Source organism: Aquirufa sp. (assembly GCF_044239315.1).
Lineage (GTDB): Bacteria > Bacteroidota > Bacteroidia > Cytophagales > Spirosomataceae > Aquirufa.
Window position 1 is genome coordinate 1 of sequence record NZ_JBIIBQ010000043.1, and the last position, 4,868, is coordinate 4,868.

General features: G+C 40.4%; 6 protein-coding genes. 3 read left to right on the forward strand and 3 right to left on the reverse strand.

Annotation, left to right across the window (positions count from 1 at the left end):
• On the forward strand, positions 1-869 hold an 869-nt coding region (locus ACILP5_RS11040; RefSeq protein WP_395618701.1), incomplete at its 5' end, for a transglycosylase SLT domain-containing protein.
• Here ACILP5_RS11040 and ACILP5_RS11045 read toward each other — a convergent pair.
• Positions 846-1,484: an O-methyltransferase gene (locus tag ACILP5_RS11045; RefSeq protein ID WP_395618702.1), complete on the reverse strand. Its 639-nt coding sequence runs from the start codon at positions 1,482-1,484 to the stop codon at positions 846-848. The genes ACILP5_RS11040 and ACILP5_RS11045 overlap by 24 nt on opposite strands.
• Positions 1,484-2,254, reverse strand: coding sequence for a class I SAM-dependent methyltransferase (locus ACILP5_RS11050; RefSeq protein WP_395618703.1), 771 nt, complete (start codon positions 2,252-2,254; stop codon positions 1,484-1,486). The genes ACILP5_RS11045 and ACILP5_RS11050 overlap by 1 nt, the downstream gene beginning before the upstream one ends.
• Positions 2,255-2,344: 90 nt before the next feature.
• Here ACILP5_RS11050 and rlmB point away from each other — a divergent pair, with 90 nt between their 5' ends.
• A complete protein-coding gene (rlmB, locus tag ACILP5_RS11055; protein ID WP_395618704.1) occupies positions 2,345-3,139 on the forward strand; it encodes a 23S rRNA (guanosine(2251)-2'-O)-methyltransferase RlmB in 795 nt (264 codons plus the stop codon).
• On the opposite strand, the gene ACILP5_RS11060 is transcribed toward rlmB, so the two are convergent.
• Entirely contained in the window at positions 3,136-3,885 is a 750-nt protein-coding gene (locus ACILP5_RS11060) for an SDR family NAD(P)-dependent oxidoreductase (RefSeq protein ID WP_395618705.1), read from the reverse strand. The two genes, rlmB and ACILP5_RS11060, sit on opposite strands and share 4 nt — an antisense overlap.
• A gap of 81 nt (positions 3,886-3,966) precedes the next feature.
• On the opposite strand from ACILP5_RS11060, the gene pth reads away from it, so the two are divergent.
• Positions 3,967-4,527 carry an aminoacyl-tRNA hydrolase gene (gene pth, locus ACILP5_RS11065; RefSeq protein WP_395618706.1) on the forward strand — a complete coding sequence of 187 codons (561 nt, stop codon included), beginning with the start codon at positions 3,967-3,969 and terminating at the stop codon, positions 4,525-4,527.
• The last annotated feature ends 341 nt before the right edge of the window (positions 4,528-4,868 follow it).

Genomic DNA, 4,868 nt, shown 5'->3' on the forward strand with positions numbered 1-4,868 from the left:
ATGCGAAAACGGCCTTCCCTGATTCTCTCTTAATCGGGAATGTAAAAGTATTCATACATCCCTCAGCAAAAGCCATCTTAGAAACGGAGCAAAAACGCTTAGGAAGCAACAAGAAATTTGTGGAGGGAATGAAGGAGAAAATGCGCTTCTATTTCCCCGTCATGGAGCCCCTATTAGAATCAGCGGGTATTCCTAATGAATTCAAATACCTCTCCGTTCAGGAAAGCGGATTAAACCCGATTGCCGTTTCAAGTTCGCAAGCAGTGGGTTATTGGCAATTTAAGTCAGGAACCGCGACAGATGTAGGTATGAAGGTCAATTCCCAAGTCGATGAGCGCAAGCACATTATCGAGGCAACCAGGGGCGCAGCGAACTATTTCACCCGCAATAACCGCGTTTTAAATAATTGGGTGGGTACACTTCTCTCCTACCGGGTGGGTTTAGGAACAGCTAAGAAAACGTCCTATGTGATGGATTGGGTGGGGAAATCAGATATTCAAGTGGATTCCAGTACGGATTGGTACGTATTGCGTTTTTTAGCTTACCAAAAATTCTGGGCAGATGAATTTAAAAAGGATGATTCCTTGGGCATCCAACCTACGAATCAGGCTAAATTGATCTGTTACGACAATTCTTGTGGCAAAAACCTCTATGAAATAGCAGATGAATTAAACGTCAGTTATGATGATTTGAAGAAATACAATCCATGGATTTTGAACGATTACATTCCAGATGATAAGAATTACATCATTTATCATCCATCATCGGTGACCTTTTTTGATAATTCGCTTCAGCTCCCGGAGATTCTAGCGCCAGATGATTTTCTGCTACCTCCCAAGAAGAAATTAGATAACCCGAAGAAGGAATAATCCATCCCGAATAGGCATCAATAAAGGCTCCACGCGTGAATCTGTGGCTACTTTCGTGTTGAAATCGCGCAGGGCTTGGGTTGATTTGTCTTTGGCTGACTCATCGATAATCTTCCCACTCCACAAAACATTGTCCACTAGGATTAGACCTCCTGAACGCATTTTATCAATAACAAGATCGAAATACAGCGCATAATTACGCTTATCCGCATCGATGAATACTAGATCAATGGGACCCGAAATCGATGGGATTTCGACAGCCGCATCTGCTATTCTGTAATCGATTTGATTCTTGAACGAAGAACGATCAAAGAACGACCTTGTAAAGCTTTCTAATTCCTCATTGACATCAATCGTAATTAAACGTCCTTCCTTGGTTAAACCTTCGGCAAGACAAAGGGCAGAATAACCGGTATAGGTGCCTATCTCGAGAATGAGAGCGGGTTGGTATACTTTGGAAATAAAGGACAAAAAACGACCTTGCAAATGACCTGAAAGCATTCGAGGCTGCAATACCATCGCATGGGTCTCCCGAACTAACTCCTTTAATAAGTCGTTTTCTGGTTCCGAATGCAAACGTGCATATTCCTCAATGCCTTCATCGATGAATTCCATTATTTAATCCCTGTGTAGAAGAAGTCCAATGAATTATCAGGATCCTGACTAAGGAAATAATCATCCACTCGAATCGATGAAACAAGCGAATCATTTGACTTAGACAATGATAAACGACTCATGCGATTCGCGATATCATAAGGCACTTGTAACCAGGTTCTTGGTAATTTATATTGTAGGTTGAAAATATCAAATCGGGTGATTTTCTTCACTGCCACCTTATTTTCTTCGTAATAATCCATCACTTTTTGATTCCCATGTACACCTTCCGTGATCACCTCAGAGAAATGTTTCTGCATCAAATCACGTAATTCAGGCGCTAAATACTCGCGTACATGCCAAGGATTACGCGTTAATGAGAACTTCTTGTTCACCGTGGTTAAATACAATTTTCCTCCTGGCTTCAGCACGCGAGCGGCCTCAGCTAAGAAGAAATCATCGTTTTCGATGTGCTCAATCACCTGAAAAGTCACCACATAATCGAAATGATTCGATGGCAAATCCTTTAAAGGAGGCAAGAACATATCGATGAACTTGAATTTCGGATAGGTCTTTGAAAGACTCTCCATCAATTCCGTATTCTTATCAACCCCAGTATATTCGCTAACCGAATCTGCTAAAACGCCTACTCCGCGTCCCGTTCCACATCCGATCTCTAATATATTGCCAGAAAGTAATTTACTCACATGGATATAAGGATATAAAAGGCGCTGGTGAACAGGGTTATCTGAAGGAATATCAGAGGAAGCAATTTCGGTTGTTTTATACATTCTAAAAGGATTAGAAGACAAAGGTAAGGAATTATCTAGCTGAAATGTTAAAAAAAATGACGACCTTCGTGCAAAATTTCAAGCAACAACGTGTCAGAAGAAAACGCATCAAGACCCCCATTTAAGAGACCATTTAGGCATTATACCGCTCCTGTTACAGACAATAAAGAGTTTGTTTTTGGGGTACAATCTGTCCTAGAAACCCTTCGTTCTGGGAAGGAAATTGATCGTTTATTAGTCCAAAGAGAACTAGGAAACACGGAAATCCTCGATTTAGCTAAAGAAAAAGGCATTCAAGTACAGAAGGTGCCTTTGGAGAAGTTAAACCGCATTACGCGGAAAAATCACCAAGGAGCCATCGCTTTCGTTTCGGCTATTCACTATGCCAAATTAGAGAATGTCATTGCAGATACGTTTGAGAAAGGCGAAATCCCTTTCATATTGATCTTAGACCGTGTTACAGACGTTAGAAACTTCGGTGCCATTGCGCGTACCGCTGAATGTGCGGGTGTTCATGCCATCGTTTTACCTTCCCGTGGAGCTGCTCAAATCAATGCAGATGCAATGAAAACTTCGTCAGGAGCTTTGAACTTTATTCCTGTTTGCCGCGAAGATAGCTTGATTCAGACCATCGACTTCTTACAAAACTCCGGTTTGCGTGTAGTCGCTTGTACAGAAAAAGCAAAAAGCACGATTTATGAAGTGGATTACAAGGACCCCATCGCCATTATCATGGGATCTGAGGAAGATGGAATCACAGACGAAATCATCCGCAAATCAGATGAGATCGCTAAAATCCCTCAAACAGGTCAAGTAGGATCACTGAATGTGTCGGTTGCTGCGGGTGTCATCATTTTCGAGACCGTTCGCCAACGTTCAATTTAATTTTTTCGAAGTATTTGTGTGGCTGAAGCTTGGGCTTTGGGCAAAATAGTCACGTCCGCAATGTTCACATGAGCAGGTGCTGTAACGATATAGCGAATTAAATCTGCGACGTCTTCTGCCACTAAAGGTTCGAATCCTGTATAAACAGAGGCTGCCTTCGCTGAGTCCCCTTTAAAACGCACATTCGAAAATTCTGTATTAACTGCCCCTGGAGCCACATTCGAAACCTTAACGCCGAAAGCATTTAAGTCTTGGCGCATTCCAGCTGATAAAGCTTCCACCGCTGCCTTTGAAGCACAGTACACATTCCCATTAGGATAGGTTTGCTTTCCTGCGATAGAGGATAAATTAATAATGTGTCCTGACTGGCGGTCCACCATCCCTTTTATTACCTCCTTCGATACATATAATAAGCCTGTTACATTAGACGACATCATCGCGTCCCAATCTGCGACATCTCCATCCTGAATTGCGGACATCCCGTGCGCATTACCCGCATTATTAACCAGAATATCGATATTTTTCCAATCCTCTGTTAAGGATTCAAATGCAGATATAACCGATTTTTGATCCGCCACATCAAAGACGAGAGTCGTCGAATCCACCTTTAAGCTTGCTTTCAACTCATCTAAGCGCTCTTTTCTTCTTCCACACAAGATTAAACGAAATCCTTCTTTCGCTAATGATTCAGCAGTGGCGCGACCGATTCCGGAACTCGCACCTGTGATACAGGCTATTTTGTTCATCGAATTAATTTTTCACGAAGGTAAGCGCAAAGAGGTGTTCTAAAAAATTTGAGCGTAATTTGTATGCAAATTCAATACCCTATGAACTTTTTAATCGTTGGATTGGGCAACATAGGCCCGCAATACTTATTTACTCGGCATAATATCGGTTTTATGGCGGTTGATTATTTGGCCAAACAAAAAGACATCAACTTCAAAACAGATCGTCTTGCCTCTGTAGCATCCTATAAAGCGAAAGGGCACACCATTTATCTGATTAAACCGACCACGTTTATGAACCTCAGTGGTAAGGCTGTTAATCACTGGCTAAACTTCTTCAAGATCGAAAAGGAGAACATGCTCGTTCTAGTAGATGACCTAGCCTTACCCTTCGAAACACTTCGATTAAAGCCAAAAGGTTCCTCGGGTGGCCATAACGGATTAAAAAGTATCGAAGAAGTCCTGTCTAGCTCTGAATATCCCCGTTTACGCATGGGCATTGGTAGTGATTTCCCCAAAGGAAGACAAGCAGATTACGTGTTGAGTAACTTTTCTGAGACAGAATTTGAGACCATTCCCTTTATTGTAGACAAAACCTCGGAGATAATAGAATCATTCTGCTTTGAAGGACTTACCAAAACAATGAACAAATACAACCAATGATTGTACTTTTTAAAGAATATTTGAATTTTTCCGTAATTTTTAAATAAGAATTATTCAAATGTATTAAAATAATAAGCCAAATATTATTCTGAATTATCACTTAAAACTTATCAATAATTCTGAATTTGAAACTAATTTAAGAATTTTCAGAAAAATTAAACACAAAATAGACTAAAATAAAGTTTTGCCATATTAAAAAAATGCAATAATTTTGTATTGTTGATTTAGATAATAAATATAACAAAAATATGAAGAAGACATTATTATTAGCTAGCTGTTTAATTGGATTAAACCTAGTTGCGGTTGCAGGAGAAGACGCACGTTCATTTAATCGTTCAAAC